The 18,627-nt window shown below is 73.2% G+C and carries 18 protein-coding genes, 1 tRNA gene and 1 pseudogene; 6 read left to right on the plus strand and 14 right to left on the minus strand.

The window, feature by feature from the left end:
* The 5 genes from AB4Z02_RS01210 to AB4Z02_RS01230 all read right to left on the minus strand — a co-directional run.
* The coding region (locus AB4Z02_RS01210; protein WP_441968655.1) for a hypothetical protein at positions 1-2,049 on the minus strand (2,049 nt) is incomplete at its 3' end.
* 258 nt (positions 2,050-2,307) lie between these two features.
* Positions 2,308-3,234 (minus strand): ABC transporter substrate-binding protein, encoded by a 927-nt coding sequence (locus AB4Z02_RS01215; protein ID WP_369818876.1) that lies wholly within the window; start codon positions 3,232-3,234, stop codon positions 2,308-2,310.
* A gap of 49 nt (positions 3,235-3,283) precedes the next feature.
* Positions 3,284-4,039 carry an ABC transporter permease gene (locus AB4Z02_RS01220; RefSeq protein ID WP_441969010.1) on the minus strand — a complete coding sequence of 252 codons (756 nt, stop codon included), beginning with the start codon at positions 4,037-4,039 and terminating at the stop codon, positions 3,284-3,286.
* Positions 4,036-4,683 carry an ABC transporter permease gene (locus AB4Z02_RS01225; RefSeq protein WP_056882948.1) on the minus strand — a complete coding sequence of 216 codons (648 nt, stop codon included), beginning with the start codon at positions 4,681-4,683 and terminating at the stop codon, positions 4,036-4,038. The genes AB4Z02_RS01220 and AB4Z02_RS01225 overlap by 4 nt, the downstream gene beginning before the upstream one ends.
* A gap of 9 nt (positions 4,684-4,692) precedes the next feature.
* A complete protein-coding gene (locus AB4Z02_RS01230) occupies positions 4,693-5,889 on the minus strand; it encodes an ABC transporter ATP-binding protein (RefSeq protein WP_441968658.1) in 1,197 nt (398 codons plus the stop codon).
* Positions 5,890-6,056: 167 nt separating this feature from the next.
* Between AB4Z02_RS01230 and AB4Z02_RS01235 the strand changes: the two genes are divergently transcribed.
* From AB4Z02_RS01235 to AB4Z02_RS01245, 3 genes and pseudogenes are all read left to right on the plus strand, one after another.
* Complete coding sequence (locus AB4Z02_RS01235; protein ID WP_056882947.1) at positions 6,057-7,535, plus strand: aromatic amino acid ammonia-lyase; 1,479 nt, start codon at positions 6,057-6,059, stop codon at positions 7,533-7,535.
* A gap of 89 nt (positions 7,536-7,624) precedes the next feature.
* Positions 7,625-8,563: pseudogene (locus tag AB4Z02_RS01240) on the plus strand (DUF222 domain-containing protein); the annotation flags it as partial.
* A 44-nt stretch (positions 8,564-8,607) separates the two neighbouring features.
* A complete protein-coding gene (locus AB4Z02_RS01245) occupies positions 8,608-8,994 on the plus strand; it encodes an HNH endonuclease signature motif containing protein (protein WP_441969012.1) in 387 nt (128 codons plus the stop codon).
* Between the two features lie 25 nt (positions 8,995-9,019).
* Here AB4Z02_RS01245 and AB4Z02_RS01250 read toward each other — a convergent pair whose 3' ends face one another.
* From AB4Z02_RS01250 to AB4Z02_RS01260, 3 genes are all read right to left on the minus strand, one after another.
* Positions 9,020-9,715: an alpha/beta hydrolase gene (locus tag AB4Z02_RS01250; protein ID WP_441968661.1), complete on the minus strand. Its 696-nt coding sequence runs from the start codon at positions 9,713-9,715 to the stop codon at positions 9,020-9,022.
* A gap of 132 nt (positions 9,716-9,847) precedes the next feature.
* Positions 9,848-10,423 carry a dCTP deaminase gene (gene dcd / locus AB4Z02_RS01255; protein WP_441968663.1) on the minus strand — a complete coding sequence of 192 codons (576 nt, stop codon included), beginning with the start codon at positions 10,421-10,423 and terminating at the stop codon, positions 9,848-9,850.
* A gap of 43 nt (positions 10,424-10,466) precedes the next feature.
* The gene (locus tag AB4Z02_RS01260; protein WP_441968665.1) at positions 10,467-11,747 is read right to left on the minus strand and encodes a low temperature requirement protein A; all 1,281 of its coding nucleotides are present in this window, start codon (positions 11,745-11,747) and stop codon (positions 10,467-10,469) included.
* 90 nt (positions 11,748-11,837) lie between these two features.
* Here AB4Z02_RS01260 and AB4Z02_RS01265 point away from each other — a divergent pair.
* Positions 11,838-11,908, plus strand: a tRNA-Gly gene (locus tag AB4Z02_RS01265).
* Between the two features lie 137 nt (positions 11,909-12,045).
* Here the strand turns inward: AB4Z02_RS01265 and AB4Z02_RS01270 are convergent.
* Positions 12,046-13,794, minus strand: coding sequence for an Ig-like domain repeat protein (locus AB4Z02_RS01270; RefSeq protein WP_441968667.1), 1,749 nt, complete (start codon positions 13,792-13,794; stop codon positions 12,046-12,048).
* A 188-nt stretch (positions 13,795-13,982) separates the two neighbouring features.
* A complete protein-coding gene (locus AB4Z02_RS01275) occupies positions 13,983-14,498 on the minus strand; it encodes a putative immunity protein (protein WP_441968669.1) in 516 nt (171 codons plus the stop codon).
* Between the two features lie 81 nt (positions 14,499-14,579).
* On the opposite strand from AB4Z02_RS01275, the gene AB4Z02_RS01280 reads away from it, so the two are divergent.
* Together AB4Z02_RS01280 and AB4Z02_RS01285 are read left to right on the plus strand one after the other, a co-directional pair.
* Positions 14,580-15,404 carry a hypothetical protein gene (locus AB4Z02_RS01280; protein WP_441968671.1) on the plus strand — a complete coding sequence of 275 codons (825 nt, stop codon included), beginning with the start codon at positions 14,580-14,582 and terminating at the stop codon, positions 15,402-15,404.
* A gap of 49 nt (positions 15,405-15,453) precedes the next feature.
* Positions 15,454-16,314 (plus strand): DUF3626 domain-containing protein, encoded by an 861-nt coding sequence (locus AB4Z02_RS01285; RefSeq protein ID WP_441968673.1) that lies wholly within the window; start codon positions 15,454-15,456, stop codon positions 16,312-16,314.
* A 24-nt stretch (positions 16,315-16,338) separates the two neighbouring features.
* Here AB4Z02_RS01285 and AB4Z02_RS01290 read toward each other — a convergent pair whose 3' ends face one another.
* The 4 genes from AB4Z02_RS01290 to AB4Z02_RS01305 form a co-directional block, all read right to left on the minus strand.
* The gene (locus AB4Z02_RS01290) at positions 16,339-16,530 is read right to left on the minus strand and encodes a hypothetical protein (protein WP_441968675.1); all 192 of its coding nucleotides are present in this window, start codon (positions 16,528-16,530) and stop codon (positions 16,339-16,341) included.
* A 105-nt stretch (positions 16,531-16,635) separates the two neighbouring features.
* Positions 16,636-17,352 carry a uridine kinase gene (locus AB4Z02_RS01295; protein ID WP_441968677.1) on the minus strand — a complete coding sequence of 239 codons (717 nt, stop codon included), beginning with the start codon at positions 17,350-17,352 and terminating at the stop codon, positions 16,636-16,638.
* A complete protein-coding gene (locus AB4Z02_RS01300) occupies positions 17,304-17,864 on the minus strand; it encodes a DUF6584 family protein (RefSeq protein ID WP_441968679.1) in 561 nt (186 codons plus the stop codon). The genes AB4Z02_RS01295 and AB4Z02_RS01300 overlap by 49 nt, the downstream gene beginning before the upstream one ends.
* Before the next feature lie 45 nt (positions 17,865-17,909).
* Positions 17,910-18,455, minus strand: coding sequence for an SOUL family heme-binding protein (locus AB4Z02_RS01305; RefSeq protein WP_441968681.1), 546 nt, complete (start codon positions 18,453-18,455; stop codon positions 17,910-17,912).
* Positions 18,456-18,627 lie beyond the last annotated feature (172 nt).

Consider the following 18,627-nt stretch of genomic DNA (forward strand, 5'->3'; position numbering starts at 1 on the left):
GGCGAGCTGGCGGTAGGCAGCCGAGCCGGGTTCGCAGCCCGCGGCCAGCCCGTCGAGCGCGTCCGCGGCGCGCAGCGGCATCGGCACCTCGCCGGCGCGCCGCAGGGCGGAGAGGTAGGAGGGGCGGGCCTGCGCCGGGTCGTCCAGGGCCATCAGCGCATCCGCCACCAGCAGGCGACCGTGGACGCCGTCGCGACCCAGTCGGCTGCTGTCGGCCAGCACGACGGCGTCGGCGGCGCGACCGGCCGCGCGGGACGGTTCACCGCTCGCGAGGAGGTCGCGGGCGTCCTGCAGCTGCACCACGACCCGCACCGCCCACGGCAGGGTCTCGAGCTCCACCGGCAGGCCCGGGCGGCCGGTGACCCGGCGCAGCACGGTGTCGGCCAGCAGGGCGATCCGGTCCTCGTGGATCTCCTGGGACTGTGCCCGGGCGAACTCCGCGAGCGACTCCGCCTCCACGAGCTGCCCTCTCTCCCAGGCGATCTCGGCCTGCAGGGTCCTCGCGGACAGGGCGATCCACATCTCGTCCGCCGGGGGCGCGTCGACGACCAGCGGGCCGAGACGCTCCGCCTCGTCCAGGTCGCCACCCGAGACGAACGCGTCCATCAGCGTGCGGCGCACCTGGCGCACGACGTACGGGTCGAGCCGGCCGAGCCGCAGCGTCCGCTCGGCGTCGGCGCGCGCCTCGGCGAGGTTGCCGGCGTCCAGGTGCATCTCGGCCCTGATGGCGGCGTTGCGGGCGAGCTCGAGGTCTCGGCTGCCGGGCTCGAGTGCGGCCGCGTGCTGCTCGGCCCGGTCGAGCAGGCGCAGTCCCTCGTAGGTGCCGCGCGCCTCGGACGCGCAGATGCCGGCGCGGCGGGCGAGCTGGGAGCCGATGAGCGGCGGCCCGTCCCCACTGTCGAGCACCGACTCCAGCAGGTTCACGGCCTCACGGACGCGCATCGCGGTGTAGAGGGTGGAGAAGGCGCGGTTGGCCAGCGCGTACCCCTGGGGACGGGTGACCTCCGTGCTGCAGGCGTGGCGGACCGCCATGGCCAGCAGGTCGAGCTCGGCGAGCCACGGCTCGTTCGCCGCCCCGGCGAAGAAGTCGCGCGGCAGGACACGGTCGGCCCAGGCGACCAGCCCCTCGAACGCCCCGGCCTCGTCGTCGGTCTCGGCGGCCAGTGCGCGCCCGACCTCGCGCAGGGGCACCAGCATCGCGAACCGTCCGTCGGGGTGGACCTCGACGAGGCTCCTGCGCGAGAGCGCCGAGGCCAGCTGGACCGCCTGGGCCCGGGACACGCCGCACACGTCGGCGACGACGTCGAGGCCGACGGGCACGCCGATCACGGCGAGCCGGCGGAAGCATCGCCGCTGGTCCTCGTCGAGCAGCTCGTACGACGCGCGGACGGCCTCGTCCATGGAACCGGCCGGGGACACGTCGCTCACCCCGACCAGCGCGATCTGCACGCCCAGCTGCTCGATGAGCGAGGGCAGGCCACCGCTGGCCTGGAGCAGGCGCCGCAGCGTGCGCTCGTGCTGGACGACGTCCAGGATGTGGCCACCGGCCGCCGCCACCCGCGAGAGCAGGAGCTCGACCGCGGCTCCCTCGAACGGCTGGGACGCGGTCGGCAGAGGCAGCGGCTGCAGGCGCATGACCTGCTCGTGCGGCCGACCGGCGACGGTGGTCGCGGTGCACAGCAGGCGGAAGGTCGCTGCCTCGTCGACGAGCTCGTCGAGGACCTCGCCCAGTCCGTCGATGGAGTCGACCCCGTCCAGGACGAGCAGGAGGTCGCGGCCGTCGAGGGCCCGCTTGAACGCGGCCTCCGGGGAGTCGCCCGGCGCGACGTCGGCCCCGAGCGCGTCGAGGCAGGCGGTGACGAGCGACTCGCGCGTCGAGTGCCCGTGGCCGGTCACCCACGCGGAGCTCGTCGCAGCCGCCGCCGCGTGACGGGCCACCAGCGTCTTGCCGCACCCCGGAGCACCGGTGAGGGTCACCCACCGGTGACCACTCAGCAGCAGACGGAGGCGATCAAGGGCCTCGTCGCGCCCCACGCAGGGAGTCAGCACCACGTCAGGCTACCGACGGCCACCGTGCAATATCGGTGGTTTCACCGATGCCTCGTCGGGACGGCACCGCCACGCTGGTCGCGGTAGGTCCGGCGCCGTGGCCGTGGGAGACGTGGAGGGGCGTGTCCCACCGTCGCGGGGACCGGGCCAACGGGCCGGGGCCCGAAAGACAAGGGCCGGGTGAGGTGCTGGGGGCACCCTCACCCGGCCCTCGTCGTGGGTCTCGCGGYGGCTCTCTGGTGTTGCCGGTGTGCTGCCTCAGCCGAGGTTGTTCTTGGAGAGGAACTCCTTGGCCACGACGTCGGCGTCCTTCTTGTCCGCGACGACCTCCTTGACCAGGGCCGCCAGCGTCGCGGTGTCGAGCTTGGCGGAGACCGCGTTGAGCGCGCCCTCGATGGTGGGGTTGCTCTTGCTCTTGGTGATCAGCGGGACGACGTTCTGCGCGGCGTACATGTTCTTGGGGTCCTCGAGCGCGACCAGGTCGTTCGCGGCGATGCTCGGGTCGGTCGTGAACAGGTCGCCCGCGTCGATCTGGCCGGACTTCAGCGCCTGCAGGGTCAGCGGGCCGCCGGCGTCGAGCGGGCGGAACTGCTTGAACTCCAGGCCGTAGATCTTCTTGAAGCCGGGGATGCCGGTGAGGCGGGTCTTCCACTCCGGCGGGCCACCGACGACGAGGTCCTTGCTCTTGCCCTGCAGGTCGGCGATGGACTTCACGCCCAGCTCGTCGGCCTTGGACTTCTTCATGACGAGGGCGTCCTTGTCCTCGGCCGCCGACTTGTCGAGCACGGTCAGGGTGGCGGGGACGGCGGCCTTGAGCTCGGTGTAGACGCCGTCGGCGTCCGTGGCCTTGGCGTTCTTGTCGAAGTACTGGGCCAGCACGCCGGTGTACTCGGGGATGAGGTCGATCGAGCCGTCCTGGAGGGCGGGGATGTAGACCTCACGGGCGCCGATGTTCAGCTTCTTGGTGACCTTGACCCCCTTAGCCTCCAGGGCGCCGGCGTAGATCTCGGCGAGCAGGGCGCTCTCGGGGAAGTCGGCGGAGCCGACCGTGACACCACCCGCGGCGGATCCGCCGGACGACGAGCTCTTCGTGGAGAGCGGGTCACCGCCGGAGTTGCCGCAGGCAGCAGTCGTCATCAGGGCCGCGGCGGTGGCGATGGTCAGGGTGATTCTGCTCAGCTTCACGGTCCTGCTCCTCAGTGGGTCCAACTCGGGTGGGTGGAACTCGGGTGGGTCATCGGGCCGGTGCGTCGACGGTACGCCCAGCAGGGTCAATCTCCACGTCCACGGGGGTATTCCCACGGCGGACGTTGCGGCCTGTGAGGCCGGGGGACACGACGCCGCGCTGGACCAGGGCCAGGAGCAGGTCCAGCCCCAAGGCCAACAGGGCCACGAGCAGCGCACCGGACGCCATCTGGGGGAAGTCCTGCACCTTCTGGCCGTCGATGAGGAAGCGCCCGAGGCCTCCGGTGCCGACGACCGCGGCAATCGTCGCGGTGCCGACCACCTGCAGCGTCGCGGAGCGCAGCCCGGAGAAGATGAGCGGCAGCGCGCAGGGCACCTCGACCTTGCGGAGCACCTGGCCACCGGTCATGCCCATGCCCAGCGCGGCGTCACGGGCTGCGGGGTCGACCCCCTCCACCCCTGCGTACGCGCCGGCCATGATCGGCGGGATCGCCAGGACGACGAGCACGATGAGGGTCGGCACGAGGAAGGCGGAGTCGCCCGTCAGCTTGGGGAAGAGCCACAGCACCAGGACGAAGAGCAGGCCCAGCGACGGTATGGCGCGTGCCGCGCCCGCGAGGTTGACCGCCAGGAAGCGTCCACGGCCGGTGTGCCCGATCGCGAGGCCGACCGGAATGGCGACCGCTGCGGCAACGAGGAGGGCGAGCGCGCAGTACCAGATGTGCTCGAAGAGGTGGGCGGGCACGCCGTCCGGGCCCGACCAGTTGGCGGGGTCGGTGAGCCAGTCGATGATGCCGGGGATCACGAGCGGGCTCCCGTCGCACGCAGCCACGGCGTCAGGGCGCGGGTGGCGAGGACGATGACGGCGTCGAAGAACAGGGCGAGCACGACGCACGCGATGATGCCGACGACCAGGGGGTCGTAGAAGGCGCGGGCGAAGCCGTCGGTGAAGAAGAGGCCGAGCTGGGGGATGCCGAGCACGGCGGCGACGCTGACGATGCTGACGTTGCTCACCGCCGCCACGCGCAGGCCGGCCGAGATCACGGGCACCGCCAGGGGGAGCTCGATGGCGAAGAACCGCTTGACCCTCGTGTAGCCCATCGCCGTCGCCGCCTGCTGGACGTCCTCGGGCACCGCTCCCAGTCCGTCGGCGACGGTGCGGACGAGCAGCGCCACGGTGTAGAGGGTCATGCCCACGACGACGTTGACCGGGTCGAGGATCTTGGTGCCGAGCAGCCCCGGCAGCAGGACGAACAGGGCCAGGCTGGGAATCGTGTAGAGGAGCCCGAACCCGGCGGTGAACGGCGCGTAGAGGGGCTTGTAGCGCCGGGCGAGCCAGCCCAGCGGCAGGGCGATGAGCAGCCCGAGCACCAGCGGGAGTCCGGCGAGGTAGACGTGCTGCAGGGTGCGGGCCTGCACGTCGTCGAGGTGGTCGATGAACCAGGTCATGACGAGGCCTCAGGCGCTCGCGTCGGAAACCGTGCCCGCAGCTGACGAGGCGCTCGCAGCGGACGTCGGGGCGCTGGTGCCGGACGCGGCCGGCGAGGCGGCGCCGGGGTGGTCGGGGTCCTCGAGCTCCGGGCGGTCGGTGTCCTCGATGGCGGTGAGGACCTCGTGGGCACGGACCGTGCCGACCAGCGCGCCCGCGTCGTCGACGATGACGCCGCGCCGGCTGGGGCTGGACAGGGCCGCGTCGAGGGCCGCTCGCAGTGGGCCGCTCGCCCGCGCCACCGTGCCTCCGCGGTGCAGCACCTCGCTCGTCACCTCGCCGTGGACTCGGCGGGGTTCCACCCAGCCGAGCGGCTGGTTGTGCTCGTCGACCACCAGCACCCAGTCGGTGTCGAGGCGCGCCACGTCCTCGCCCATCGCGACGGTGCGCTCCTGGGCCAGGGGGAGACGAGGCGTGGGCTGGAACGACAGCGCGCGATACCCCCGGTCGCGCCCCACGAAGTCGGCGATGAAGTCGTCGACCGGGTGGGACAGCAGGTAGGCGGGCTCGGCCACCTGGGCCAGCTTGCCGCCGACCCGCAGCACCGCGACCTGGTCGCCCAGCTTGATGGCCTCGTCGATGTCGTGGGTGACGAAGATGATGGTCTTGCCGAGCTCGCCCTGCAGGCGCAGGAACTCGTCCTGAAGCTGCTCGCGGACCACCGGGTCGACCGCGCTGAACGGCTCGTCCATGAGCATGACCGGCGGGTCGGCGGCGAGGGCTCGGGCGACGCCGACGCGCTGCTGCTGGCCGCCGGACAGCTGGGCCGGGTAGCGCTTGGCGAACGCCGGGTCGAGGCCGACGCGTTCGAGCAGCTCCATCGACCGCTTCTCGCTGTCGCGACGGTTGACCCCGAGCAGCCGCGGGACGGTGCTGACGTTGTCGAGGACCGTGCGGTGGGGGAACAGGCCGGCGTGCTGGATGACGTAGCCGATGCCGCGACGCAGCTCGGACTCCTTCATCCGGCTCGTGTCGCGGCCGTCGAGCGAGATGGTGCCGGACGTCGGCTTGATCATCCGGTTGACCATGCGCAGGGACGTCGTCTTGCCGCAGCCCGACGGGCCGACCAGGACGGTGATCTTGCCGCTGGGGGCCTCGAGGCTCAGGTCGTCGACCGCCACCGTGCCGTCCGGGTACGTCTTGGTCACCCCGTCGAAGACGATCATGCGAGCCAACCTAATGCAGCCCACCGACCAGCACACTGCCCCCGAGACCTCCCCGAGACCTCCCCGAGACCTCCGCCGACCTCGCGAGCCGGGCTCCGCGGACCTCGGAGTCCGGCCCCGCGCGCCGCCGGGCCCGCGCGCCGCCGGGCCCGCGCGATACTGCGCGTGTGGACGAAGCCCTGCACCGCGAAGGACCCACGCTGCACCTCGACGGGCGCACCCTCGACCTCGACGGACTGCTGCGGGCGGCGGGCGGCGCCACGGCCACGATCGACCCGCAGGCCCTGGAGCGTGCCGCGGCGTCGCACCGGCTCGCGGCCGAGGTCAGCGCGGAGCGGCCGGTCTACGGGCGCACCACCGGCGTCGGTGCCGCCCGCGCCGAGAGCACCGACTCGGAGGTCGAGCACGGGTTGCGGCTGCTGCGCTCGCACGCGGCGGGCTGGGGCGCCGTCGTCCCCGAACCCGTCGTGCGCGCGGCCGCGGCGGTGCGTGCCAACCAGCTGCTGGCCGGGGGCTCCGGGGCGTCGCCGGAGCTGGCGCAGGCGCTGGCCGGTCTCGTCGGGGCCGAGGCCGCCGACCTGCCGGTCGTCCACCGCTACGGGTCGCTCGGCACCGGAGACCTCACGTCGCTCGCGGAGGTCGGCCTCGCCCTCATCGGCGAGCGGGCGCGAGCCGGGGGCCACCAGCGCCGCGACCTGTCGCTCACCTCAGCCGACGCGCTGCCCCTCATGTCGTCGAACGCGTTCGCCATCGCCGAGACCGGTCTGCACGCCGCCTCGCTCCACGCCCTCGCCCGCGCCGCCGACACGGTGTGCGCCCTCAGCTTCCTGGCCCTGCGGGGCAACCCGGAGGCCGTGAGCCGCACTGCCGCCGACGCCACCCCCTTCGACGGTGCCCGTGCGGTGGCCCGCGTGCTGCGCGAGCTGCTGGAGGGGCAGCCCGGCGAGCCGGCCCACCTCCAGGACTTCTTCGGGCTGCGGACCTGGCCGCAGGTGCACGGTCTGGTCATCGACACCGTCACCGACCTGCGCTCCGTCGTCGAGACGGCCGCCAACACCGCGTCCGAGAACCCCCTCTTCACCGTGACCCCCGACGGCGGACAGGTCACCCACCACGGAGGCTTCCACGCGGCATACCTCGTGCTCGCGGTGGACACCGCGCTGCTCGCCCTCACGCGCTCGGCGCAAGCCGTGCAGTCGCGGGTCAGCCACGTGCTGACCGACGCGGCGAGCGGCCTCCCGCTGTTCCTCTCCGACGCCACGCCGGGTTCGTCGGGCGTGCTCATCGCCGAATACGTCGCCGCGTCCGCCCTCTCGACGATCCGCGGTCATGCCTCGACCCCGTCGAGCGTGCAGACCGCGGGCGTGTCGGCGGGCATCGAGGACGACGCGAGCTTCGCGGGCATGGCTGCGGTTCGGCTCGGTGAGGCGACGACCGCCTACCGTCGGCTGCTGGCGGTCGAGCTCGTGTGTGCCGTCAGGGCGCTGCGGATGCGGGGCGTGCGGCCGGTGGGAGAGCTGGCGGCGGCGTTCGCGCGGTGCGCCGAGCTGCCGGCCGGGATGGAGGACCGCGACCTCTCCCCCGAGCTCGTCGTGGCCGAGCGCATCGTCGAGCGGTATGCCGTGAGCATCCCCGAAGAGCGCTGACCTCCTCACGAAAACCCTTCTGCCACAATGGTTTCAGTCCTGTGGATGAAGGCGTGGGGGTGTCGGTGGTCGCCGATAGTGTCCTGGGCATGGCGACCAGTCCGGATGCTTCGACCCTCACCGTTGACGGTGTGTTCGAGCGTGCGGGCGAGGGCGCGGTGGAGGGTGTCGGGCGGCCGGTGCTGGGCGGGGCCGCGGTGGCGTTGGGGGCGTTGACCGGGGCTGGGTCGGGGCGGGTGTGGGCGTTGCGGGACGACGAGGTCGCCGCGGCCGTCGGCGTGCTGGGTGAGGTGGTGGCGGCGGCGCGGGCGCAGCTGGTGGTGGTGCTGGCCGAGGCGCAGCGTCGCAGCCTGGGCGCCGGGCAGGGGTGGGGTGCGGTGGACTGGGCGCGGGCGGCGGCGCCGTCGTTGTCGACGCGGGACCTGCTCGACGCGCACGAGGTCGCCACCGCGGTCGCGGCTGGTGCGGTGTCGGCCCATGGTGGTGACCACCGCCTCGACGAGCTCGTGGACGCGGTGGCGGACGCGGCCTCACCGTCCGCGCAGGACCGGGCGGGCGGGGTGGGGGTGGGCAAGGCGGCGCTGGTCTGCCGGTTCCACCGCTCCGCGCGTGGTCTGGCCGACCCGGGTGTGCTGGGCGAGGTGACCGCGACGCTGGTCGACGCCGCGCGTGGCCCGGCTGGTCTGGAGGAGCGGCAGCTCGCCGCGGCGGTGAGGCACGCCGGGCAGCTGCTGCGTCCGGACCGGGTGGTCGAGCACGACGCGGCGGTGCGGCGGGCGCACCGGTCGCTGGTCAAGGGCCGTGGCCCGGTCGGGATGTGGCGCTACACCCTGGTCCTGGACGACGAGGGCGCCGCCATCGTCGACGCCGCCGTCGACGCCCTGGCCAAACCCGCGCGTGACGCCGACACCAGCACCGGCACCGGGGAGCGTGACCCGCGCACCCCCGCCGCGCGGCGCGCGGACGCCCTGCTCGACCTGGTCACCCGCGCCGTCGGCGCGCCGGAGGGGGTGCCGCGGCAGGCGAAGACCGCCCTGGTCGTCACCATCCCGTTGCAGGTCCTCGAGGGTCGGTGCCGCGGCGCCGGGCCCAGGTCCGGCACCTGTGGCTGCGCGACCGCGGCGGGTGCACGTTCCCCGGCTGCACCAGACCCGCGGGCTGGACCGACGCGCACCACCTGGTCCACTGGGCCGACGGCGGCCCCACCAGCATCGACAACGCCGCCCTGCTCTGCCGCGCCCACCACAGCATCGTCCACACCCACCGCTACAGCGCACGGATCACCCACGACAACGACGGCGACGACGGCGAGAACGGCGGGAACGGCGACGGAAGTGGCACCAGGACCGGCCGGCCCCGGGTCGAGTGGGACCTGACCCCCGGCTCCTACGAGACCGCCCTGACCGAATGGCGACAACGCCGGCGAACCCGGCCCCGCTCCGTACCCGCCACCACCTGAGCGGGCGATGGGTCACGTGCGGGGGTCAGTGGGCGCGGTGCCCGGAGGAGTCCTGAGGCAGATGCGTGCGCCCGTGCACGTCGGAGCCGTCCTGACCGGCGGCGTTCTCGAGCAGGTGGTGGGCGAGGTAGCCGGCCGACTGCTCGTGCCAGTGCTGGGCGCGGCGCAGCATGGCGTGGCTGTCGCCGGTGACGCGCTCGTAGGTGACGTCTGCGCCCAGGCCCTCGATGGCGGTGGCCATCGCGCGTGAGGCCTTGGCCGAGGTCATCCGGTCCATCGAGCCGTGCATCACCAGCAGGTGCAGGCCGGGGTGTGAGCGGGGCTGGTCGGGCCGCTCGACCCAGGGCGCGAGCGCGGCGATGGCCTCTATGCGCGGGTCGTCGGCGAGGTGCAGCGCCACCCGCCCGCCCATGGAGTGGCCCAGGAGCCCGATCGGCACACCGGGGTGACGCGCCGCGATCTGCTCGAGGGCGAGCCGGGTGTCGGCGAGGGGACTGGCCTCGTCACCGTTCCAGCCGCGCACGGCGTAGCGGAGTGCGGCCACGGCGATCTCGCCCTCCCCGGCCTGGGCGACGGCACTGGCGAACGGCCCCATCCGCAGCACGGCACCCTGCCACGGTCGCACCGCTCCACGGCCGCGTGACCGGCCGCCGTGGAGCACCAGGACGACGGCGCGGGGATCCTCCACCTCGGTGGGCCAGAGCAGGCGTGCGGCGGGCATGGGCGTGCGGTCTCCTTCGTGCAAGGGGTGACGTCGGGTGTTCGACGCCGCTCCCCCGACGGATGGCTGACCGGTGCAGGACGTCCTGCGGGCCAACGCGGGCACCCGCCGGACTATGCCGTGGCGGCGACCTCAGACCTCGGTGGCGCGGAAGCTCTGGAACGAGCGGCTGGCTGTCGGGCCGCGCTGCCCCTGGTAGTGCGACCCGTACTTCGCACTGCCGTAGGGGTTCTCGACCGGCGAGGACAGGCGGAAGAAGCACAGCTGGCCGATCTTCATACCCGGCCAGAGCTTGATGGGCAGGGTGGCCACGTTGCTCAGCTCGAGCGTGACGTGACCCGTGAACCCGGGGTCGACGAAGCCGGCGGTGGCGTGGGTGAGCAGGCCGAGGCGGCCGAGGCTCGACTTCCCCTCGACGCGGGCGGCCACGTCGTCGGGCAGCGTGACGGTCTCGTAGATCGACCCGAGGACGAACTCACCCGGGTGCAGCACGAAGGGTTCGCCGGGCTCGACCTCGACGAGCCGGGTGAGGTCGGGCTGCTCCTCGGCGGGGTCGATGTAGGGGTACTTGTGGTTGTCGAACAGCCGGAAGTAGCGGTCGAGCCGCACGTCGATGCTCGACGGCTGGACCATCTCGGGGTCCCACGGGTCGAGGACCACCCGTCCGGCGTCGATCTCGGACTTGATGTCGCGGTCGCTGAGCAGCACGGGGAGAGACTAACGCCCGTACCGCGCGCGGCAGCGGGCTTCGTCAGCCCGCGGTGGGGACGCGCTGGGCGAGGAGGCGCTGGGCGGCGACGACGTGCTGGGCGACCCCGCCCGCCATGGCCAGGCCGATGAGCAGGACAGCCAGTGGCATGTCGAGCCCCAGGGCGGCGACGGCCAGCACGACCGCGGCGAGCGACAGGGCGGGCACCGCCGTCCGCGCGCTGCGGTCGGCCGCCCCGTGCAGCAGGCCGAGCACCACCGAGTACACCGCCACCGGGACGGCCAGGGCGAACGCGACGGAGCGTGACGACACCGCCGACTGGTGCTCGACGACGTCCACCGCAGCTGCGAGGGCCGCGCCGACGGCCGCGACGGCGGCGAACACGAGGACGTGGGAGTAGGAGAAGACCCAGGTCATCGTCCGGCCGTGGCCGATGAGGTCGACGTGGTCGCGCTTGAAGTAGAGCCACCACAGGGAGAAGACGATGAGCAGACCGCCGACGGCCAGCAGCACGAGGCCGGGGGTGAGGCCTGCCCCTCCCCCAGCCTCGACCGCCGGTGCGACGCCGTGGCTGGCATTGCTGCCCTCGGCCCCGTCGGCGTTGCCCACAGCGGGCTTGGCGAGGACCCCCTGCACCGCCTGGACGCTGGCCAGGATGACCTCCCCGAGCACGATGATCGTGAACAGGCTGTAGCGCTCGGCGATGTGGTGCGGGTGGAACGGCGTCGCACCCCCGCGCTGCTCCGCCAGCCACGGCACTGCCATCTCTGCCAGGACGAGGGCGGCGAAGGAGCCGTAGAGCACCGCCGAGCCGTCGAGGGCCAGCCGTCCGATCCAGAGCGCCTGCACGACGGTGATGCCCACGGCATACGTCATCGCGGTGGTGCGGTGTGGGGTGTCCCCCCGTGCGACACGGAGCCACAGCGCGACCATCGCCAGGCGCATGAGCGCGTACCCCGCGACGACCGCGACGGACTGGCCGTCGTCGAACAGGTCGGGCACCCCCGCAGCGAGCAGCAGCGATCCGGCCATGATGGCGAAGGTGAGCAGGCGGTAGACCACGTCGTCGCAGTCGTAGGCCGAGGCGAACCAGGCGTAGTTCATCCACGCCCACCAGATGGCGAAGAAGACGAGGCCGAACCCGACCACCGCCTCGTAGTGACCGGTCGAGAGCCCGTGGTGCAGCTCGGTGGCGGCACTGGCGATGGCGACGACGAAGACGAGGTCGAAGAGCAGCTCCAGCGGTGAGGCGACCCGGTGCGCCTCCTGCGGGTCGCGAGGCCCCATCGGCCGCAGCAGGGGGACCAGGTTGATGGCGCTCACGAGCCGAGGGTAGAACGCGTGTCGAGGGGTGTCCGGTCTGCGGCGGGTCGTCGGTTAGACTCCTGCCGCACCGCCGGTGAGGCGGTGTGCGCCGGTGTAGCTCAATGGTAGAGCGCCAGCTTCCCAAGCTGGACACGCGAGTTCGATTCTCGTCACCGGCTCAGACAGACAGACACGCCGAGAATCGGGAGGCACCTCCGCGAGCGGAGCGAGCCCGGGTGCCGGATCTCGTCACCGGCTCCAACGCCAAGGACCCCCGACCTGATCGTCGGGGGTCCTTGGCGCTGGGGGGTGGGCCTCAGCTGTGGTGGCCCCGCGGACGACGACGGCTGAGCGCGATGGCACCTGCACCCGCAAGGACGAGCGCGAGGCCGGCGAACCCGAGCGGGACGGGATCGGAGCCGGTGCGGGCCAGCTCGTCGGCCGGCGCCTGCGACGCCTCGGTGGTCGGCGACGCGGTCGGAACAGCGGCCGCCGGCGGGCGGGTCGTGGTGGTCGGCGCCGGGGTCGGGGCCGCGCTCACCGTGACCGTGGCGGCCTTCGAGGTGCTCGTGGTGAAGCTCGCGTCGCCGCTGTAGACCGCGACGATGCTCTCGGCACCGACCGGCAGGTCACGGGTGGTGGTGCTCGCGGTGCCGTCGGCGGCCAGGGTTGCCGTGGCGAACGCTGTGGAGGAGCCGTTGAGGTAGAAGTCGACCGTTCCCGTGGGGGTGAGCGAGCCTTCGGAGGTCGGCGCAGTGTGAGCGGTGATCGTCACCTTGTCGCCGGCGGTCGCGGTACCCGGCGCGGTGAGCGTGGTCGTCGTCGCGGCCTGCGCGACCTGGAACGACTGCGGCGAACCGGTGGCGGCGCCGTACTCGGTGCCCGCGCCCACGGCGGCGGTCAGCGTGCACGTGCCCACGCCGACCAGCTGCACCTTCAGGCCGTCGGTGGTGCACACCTCGGGCGTGGACGAGCTCACGGAGCGCGTGCCGTCGCCGTTCGTGTCCACGGTCGCGGTGAAGGCACCGCCGGCCACCGCGCCCGTCGGCACGTTGGTGACGACTGGCGCCGAGGCAACGGTCCGAATCACCGACACGGTGTTGCTGCCGTTGTTGGTGACGTACGCGGTGTGGGTGCCCGGGTCGACGGCCACGCCGCCCGGCTTCGTCCCGACTGGGATGGTGGCCGTCACCGTGTTGGTCGCCTCGTCGATGACCGACACCGTGCCGTCCTGGCTGTTGGTCACGTAGACGACTCCCGCGCTGGGGTCGACCGCAGCGCCGCTGGGCGCCCGGCCCACCGGCACCGTGCCCACGACGAGGTTGGTCACGGTGTCGACCACGGCGACCGTGCCGGCGTCGGTGGCGACGTAGGCGGTGTGGTTGGAGGGGTCCACCGCGATGCCGGCCGGTCGTCCAGCGACCGGGATGGCTGCCAGCCACTGGTGCGTCGAGCCGTTGATGACCGCCACGGTTCGGGCATCGAGGTTGGCCACGTAGAGCCGGTTGGTCTGCTCGTCGACGGACACACCAGTCACGATGGGGCCGGCCCAGAAGGTCCGCGACGTCGGGGCGAGCGTCGCGCCGGAGTACTCAGTGACCGAGTTGCCGTAGAAGTGGCTGACGTACACGTCGTCGGTCACCGAGTTGACGGCGACACCGAAGTGCGGGCCGTCGCCGTCCTGCTGGAGCGAGCGCGTGGGGCCGACCGAGTTGGAGGCGTCGATGAGGACGAGATCGCCGGGGTGGTCACCCGACCCACCGGTGCCCGTGGTGACGTAGGCCTCGCCGGTCGTGGGGTTGGCCGCGACCGAGAAGGGCGTGCCGCCCACTGGCACGGTGGCCGCCACGGCGTCGTCCGGGGTCGTGAGGACCGTGACCGTCCGGTCGGACTGGTTCCCGACGTAGACGCGGCCGGTGCGGGGGTTCACCGCGATGGGGCCCGGGCCGCTGCCGACCGACACGGTGTCGGTGACCGCGTACGTCGGCGTCGCCGGGGCGGCGAGGGCTGCGGGTGCCGTAGCCGCCTCGACGCCGACCACCGACAGCCCCAGGAGGGCGGCCACCGTCACAGCAGGACCGCGTCCACGCACACACCGCATACCGAGAAACCCCCAACAGACGTGGTGAACGACATCACGGGGTCCGTGTGCAGCAGCAACCACTCGACTGCGCGGAACGTAACACGACGATTCGCCCCCACTGCCACGAATGCGCAGGTTGCGGCGCTGTATGGCTGTTCGGGTGAGCTTGCTCAGACCTCGAAGACCGACCAACAGAGCTCGTTGCGCAGCCGCTGGTCGTCGAGCACCAGCTCACGGATCGGGTCGGGCAGCTGCTCGCGCTGCCACCGGCACTCGAGGCGCCCGACGGCAACCGACTCGTCGGCGGGGACCGTGGCTCGAACGGCCTTGATCGCGTATGCCGCCGCGCCGAGCTCGTGCGCCGCCACGTGCGCGACGACGGCCGCCTGGCCTGCGGCGTACGCGGCGAACCTCGGCGCCCCACGCAGGTCGCGGGCGGCGCCCATGGCGTGGCCGCCGGCCGCCCGCGCCCGCATCATCGCCACCTCGCCCGCAGCCCAGAGCCGGGCGTGCTCGACCGCGTCACGCGGCCGCAGATCGTGGGGCCGGACCGACTCGAACAGCTCGAGGACGTGCTCCGCGCAGGTCGCCGCCCACAGGGCCAACAGGTGGTGGTCGGCGTCGGTGAGGGTGCCGCCACGGCGGATCGTCACGAACCGCGGGTCCCTGACCTCGGGAAGGATCATGCTCAGCCGTGTCCTGTTCGTCCGGGCCGTCCATCGTGGCAGACTCCGGCGCGTCGCACGGTGCGACGGTCAGGGGGGACGATGGGACGGGCACCTGCCACCGCGGTGGCTCTGGCCTGCGTCGTCGCGCTCGCGGCGGGGTGCGCCTCGGGTGACGAGCTGCCGCGGTTCGCAGCCACCTCCCCCGGCAACGACTCCGGCGGCACTGCCACCACGGCCGCCGCCACACCCTCGACCTCGGCCTCCTCGAGCTCGTCGCTCTTGAGCCCGTCCCCGTCGACTCCCGCGGCACCCGCCTACCGCGTGGGCGGGACGTTGACGGGCACGGAGTTCGCCGCACAGCTGCTCGAGCGGACCGAGGGTGCGACGGTCCGCTTGGAGACCACCACGGCCGACAGCGCCGTGACGTGCGTGGCCGAGGTGGGTGGCAGCGACTTCCTGGTGACGAACCCGGTGAAGGGCGTCGCAGAGCTGCGGGTCGTCCGCAACACGGCCTACGTGCAGGACCGTCCCGGATCGGCGCAGTCCTGGCTGGAGGTGGACCTCAGCAGCGACCAGACCGACATGCCCTCCCAAGCCGTCGCCGACGCCCTCAACCTCGTCGACGACGTCTGGTCGGGCGACTGCCGGGCGATCGACCGGTACGCCGCGATCGACGCGGCCGGCAAGGTCAGGGTCAAGGCCGTCGGTCGCAAGGGGTGGACCGTCTCCGCCCCGACGGACCCCGAGAGCCAGGGCAGCAAGTTCTCCGACTCGAAGAGGACAGCCATCCCCGGCACCTGGGAGCTCGACCTCGACGGCCGACCGGTGAGCTACACGGCGTCGGACCGCTCACGCACCGTGCGGTACTCGCACTGGGACGACTACGAGATCGCCGCCCCTCCCGCCAGCCAGGTCCGCAGGTAGGACGAGAAAAGGCAGGTGGGCCGACGGGCGACCGTGGCAGGCTCTCCGCGTGACTGACCTGTCGACGTGGGCCGCGGCCGCGGTCACCCACGTGCAGCGCGCCGCCCGAGGCACTGCGGTGGACCCGTCGCTGCGGGTCACGCTCAACTTCCACCCCGACCGCCTCCACCAGGGCGTCCCGATCCTGCGGGCCCTGGCGACCGCCGGCGCCTACCGCTCCCAGTTCGAGACCGGCACGAGCAACGGTGGCCTCACCGCGCACCCGGGTGGCGACCGGTGGCGCTGGGAGCAACGCATCTTCGGTGGCGCCTACGACCGGGCGCCGGCCGACCAGCGACCCAAGTACGGCGCGCTCAACCATCGGCTGCGCAGCGTGGGCGGCGCCCCGCGGTTCGGCTCGGCGCACCTCCGGCTCGCTGCGCACACGCTGGAGCGGACGACGTTCTGCTACCCCGACTCCGTCTTCGAGCCCGAGCACCTCGGGACCGCCACCGCGCTCGACCTCACGCGGCGAGCCGACGACGACCTCGCCGCGGGCACGGTCGAGGAGCTCGACAGCTACGTCGAGGCGCACGTCCACGGGGTCGTCGACCTCGCCCTCGACGTGGAGGCGCTGGTCCTCGACCCCGTCTACCGCGGGTCCGACGTCGAGCGCGCCGCGCGCGACCTGCCGTGCGCCCTGGAGTGGCACGAGGGCTTCGTGGTGGACCTCGACACGGTCCGTCGCCATCCCGGGTACCGCGGGCCGGAGGTCGTGGCCCTCGCCGAGAAGGTCGCGGTCGAGGGCGTCCTCGACCCCGCCGTCATCGGGGCTGCCGCACTGTCGGGAGCGCACGACCCGCAGCGGCTCAAGAAGGTGTGGCACCACCTGGCCCGCTGGGGCGCGCCCGACCTTCGCGCCGCGCGCTGAGCCGCAACGCCCCAGAGCGGAGCCTCAGGCGGAACGGCGCTCGGTCAGGCTGGGCGCGACCTCGCCCCACGGGCCGGGGAGGACGAAGACGGCGGCGTCGCACGCGGTGCAGCAGAGCCCTCCGTCGTCGGTCGGCATGAGGAGCTGCTCGGCCGCGCAGACGTCGCACCGGGCGAGCTCGGCGTGCAGCAAGAGCACGTTCGATGTGGTGTCCATGCCGACGAGCGTGGCACGACCCACCGACAGCCCCTCGCTGCCGCGCCGACCCCGCGCCGACCCCACGCCGACGTCGCCCGAGCGCCGGTCGATGGAGGTCGAGGGTCAGTCGAGTGGTGCCTGCACGAGGTACGGCGCGTCGAGCTCGGTGTTGTCGACCACCAGGTCGGCGCGGTCGCGGGGCGCGCATTCCGCGAAGTAGGTCCGCTGCGCCTCGACGTACCGGCGCAGGTCGGGGTGGGCCGGGTCGGGTGGCGAGCCGTCGCGCACCGCCATCCGCGCCGCCGACACCTCGAAGGGCACGTCGACGAACACGGTGAGGTCGAACGCCCCCTCGAGCTCGGCCCGGTGCAGGAACAGCCCGTCCACCACCACGGCTGCCCCCGCCGGCGCGCTGTCGAGCTCGTCGAACAGGAGCCGGTCGGTCCCGAGGTCGTGCCCGGCCGCCCGGTAGCGCCGCGTACCGCCCGGTCCGAGCGGACGGAGGCACTCGGTGACGAGGCGCTCGTAGTCGAAGGAGTCCAGCCAGAACCCTTCAGGAGAACGACGCCCGCGCGCATACCGCCGCTCCCGCGGGTGGTGCCAGTCGTCGACGGTCAGCTCGACCACAGGACGGCCCAGGCGCCGCAGCGCCTCGGCCAGCTCCCGGGCGAACGTCGACTTGCCCGCACCGTCGACGCCGTCGACCCCGATGCGCGTGCAGTCGTCGCCGACCGCCGGCGGCACCAGGTCCGCGACCTGGGCCAGCAGGGCGGTCCGTGCGGGTGAGTCGGTCAGGGGACGAGCCAGCCGAGCAGCGTGACGAACCCGATCACGGCGCACACCACGAAGAGCACGCCGAGCGCGATGGCGATGATGACGGCGGCGTCGACCCCACCGCTGCCGTCGCCCTCGGCGTGGTCGACCGGTGCCGGCTGGTCGCGCTCGACCCGCCGGCGCAGGGCGTCCACCCGGGCGTTGCCCTCGTGCTCGCGCACCGAGCGGGGCAGGCTGTGCCACATCTGCACGAAGCTGTCGGCGTGCCGCTCGCGCCAGGCCTCGACGGCCGCATCGACCTCGGCCCCACGGCGGGTCGAGCCGAACCACGCTGCGCCGGCGGACGGCAGGTCGCGCATCCGGGCGTGCACCTCCCCGAGCAGCCCCAACGCCTCCGGGTCCCAGGTGCCTGCGACGTGGGAGGTCAGCCGGTCGCGCGCCTTCCACTCCCGTCCCGCCTCGAGGTCGGCCCGGGCCAACCCCAGCACGGCCTGCGCCCCCGGGGCGCCGGCGCCCCCTCCAGGGGTCGCGCCGTCACGGCCTGCGGGTGCGGGCTGGCTGCGGGTGTCGTCGTCCACCCCGGAAGTATGGCGGGTGGGCTCCTCCCGTGCAGACAGGCGGCCTCACGGCTGCGTCGGCTCAGCCACGTCGACGACCACCTCGTTGTGGCGCAGGAACCATGGCGTGAACGGCGGGTCGAAGCGCAGCCACCGGGGCTGACCGACCGGGTGCAGGCCGGCCGCCTCCACGGCCGCGAGCAGCCGGTCCCGGTGCCTCTCGTACGCGGAGGCACTCCAGCGGCCGGAGTAGCGGACGGCTGCGCTCACGGCCGGTGGCACGGTCCGCAGGCTGACACGGTCGTCGGCCGGCTGGGGAGCCGTCTCCGCGGTCATGCCGGCAGGAAGCACGAAGGAGACCGTGAACGAGCGGCCGGTGTCGGCCGGCTGTCGCGCGGAGGGCTGCTGCACGACCGGGGCCGTCATGGCCACGGAGGACCGGGGCTGGTTGCTGCCGCTGATGTACGAGAACAGGGGCGCGAAGGCGATGTTCCCTGCCCCGCCCAGCGAGCCGCGGACGGTGACCTCCGCGACGCCGTGGGCCGGGTACCGGCGCAGCTCCACCCCGTCGGGCAGGTGGTCCACGACCTCGTACGCCAGCTCCTCGGTCACCACTCGAGGCTACGGACGCCCTGCTCCTCCGACACCGGCCGGAGGTCCCCTCGCACAGGGGCCGCGGCAGCCCTCGTCCGAGCGGCCGATGTCACGTCAGGAGGGCTTGCATTCGTTACCCGCCAGTAGCACGATGGAAGTTACCGGCCAGTACGACCGGCGACGACGATGT

Origin of the sequence: Pedococcus sp. 2YAF34, from assembly GCF_052114585.1 — a bacterium.
Classification (GTDB): Bacteria; Actinomycetota; Actinomycetes; order Actinomycetales; family Dermatophilaceae; genus Pedococcus.